This window comes from Actinosynnema sp., from assembly GCF_052038725.1.
Window position 1 is genome coordinate 1 of the sequence record NZ_JBQGCX010000444.1, and the last position, 1,668, is coordinate 1,668.

The following is a 1,668-nucleotide window of genomic DNA, read 5'->3' on the forward strand; positions in this document are numbered from 1 at the left end:
CCTTGAGGAGCCGGAGGGCGAGCACCGGGCGGGACGTGGCCCGGCTGCTGGCCGACTTCGGTCACGACGCACCGCCGGTACCCACGCAGGCGAGACGAGGGCGGGAGCCCCGGGTGTTCCGGCCCACCAGCACGAGAGGACCACGCCAGGCAGACCGCGGTTGGGCCCCGGCGACAGCGCCGGTGGCGACCTGGCGGATGACCAGTGACCAGGCCCCGGCGTTCTGGCCGTTCATCCCCACCCCCGCGCTGCCCCCGACCGGGGCACAGATGGGCATCGACGTCGCCTCCGGGGCGGCGTTCCACTGCGACCCCCTCGGCTGGGTGGTCCGCCCTGACGTGCCGATCAGCAACCCCAACATCATGTGCTTCGGCAAGCCCGGCATGGGCAAGTCCGGGACCACCAAGGCCTTCATCCTGCGGATGATGGACTTCGGGTACCGGGCCCTGATCCTGGGCGACACCAAGGACGAGTACGAGGGCGTGTGCGCCTTCCTGGGGGTCGAGCCGATCGCCCTCGGCGCCGGCCTGGGCGCCCGGGTCAACCCCCTGGCCCTCGGCCCGCTGGCCCACGGGTGGGAGCAGTTGGACGCCGTGGAGGCCCAACGCCGCGCCCAGTCCGTCTTCTCCCGGTGGCTGACCCTCATCCGTGCCCTGGTCGGCTCCCAGCAGATCGGGGAGCACCTGGTCCCGTTCGGGCCCAGCGACGAGGCGGTGGTCCGCACCGCTCTGGCCGACCTGGTCGGGTACTCCGCCGGCGCCACCCGGCTGACCGAGACCACCCTTCCGGGGCTGTGGCACGCCCTGGACAACCCCGCCCCCGAGCTGGTCGCCGCGGCCCGGTACGAAACCCGCCGGCAGTTCGTGGACGAGACTCGGCTGCTGCGCGACGCTCTCGGCCAGCTTGTCAACGGAGCCCTGGCCGGCATGTTCGACGCCCACACCAACGTCGACGTCGACTGGCTCGCACCGATCCAGTCCCTATCCCTGTCCCGGTTGCCCCAGGAAGCCGTCGGTATCGCCCTGACCTGCCTGGGGTCCTGGGGCGCCGGGCAGCGTGAGGTCGTCTCCCGGGCCGACCAGCGCGTGGTCGTCCGCGACGAGGCCTGGCGCCAGCTGCGACTGGGCCCTGAGGCGGTCAAGGCGTTTGACGCCGACATGCGCCTGTCCCGAGGCTTCGCCGGCCAGGGCGGAGATATTCAGTACGCCGTCGCGCACAAACCCTCCGACCTGCTCTCGGCCGGCGACGAGGGTTCGGTGGCACAGACCATCGCCCGCGACATGCTGCACCTGGCAGACATCAAAATCCTGCACGGGCAGGGCCCCAAGGTCGCCGCCGAGCTCGACGAGATCCTCGGCCTCGGGCCGCTGGCCGTCCACGCCATCACCACCTGGGCCCGCCAGGAACCCGGCCGCGCCGTCTGGCAGGTCGGCGACCGGCTCTACAAGGTGCAGACCGTCCTGCACCCCCTGGAGGCAGCCCTGGCCAACACCAACCTCGGCATCGAGTCGGCCAGGTGATGTGAGTGAAAGGCGCCCTGGGCGTCCTGGCCGCCCTCGCGCTGGTGCTGGGGTTCCCCCTGGCCACCGCGGTGCTCGTGGCCTCGGTGGCCACGCCCACGATGGCCGAGGAGCACCGCACCCTCTTCTGCGAGGGCACCCTGCCCGT

General features: G+C 72.1%; 1 protein-coding gene. It reads left to right on the top strand.

What is annotated here, in order from left to right; genetic code table 11:
- The first annotated feature begins 197 nt into the window (after positions 1–197).
- Positions 198–1,520, top strand: a complete 1,323-nt coding sequence (locus ACTUAL_RS09025; protein WP_440899933.1) for an ATP-binding protein — start codon at positions 198–200, stop codon at positions 1,518–1,520.
- Positions 1,521–1,668 lie beyond the last annotated feature (148 nt).

What these genes read in the sequence shown, in the direction of transcription:
- ACTUAL_RS09025 (WP_440899933.1), top strand. Translation starts at nt 198, where the DNA reads ATGACCAGTGACCAGGCCCCGGCGTTCTGGCCGTTCATCCCCACCCCC.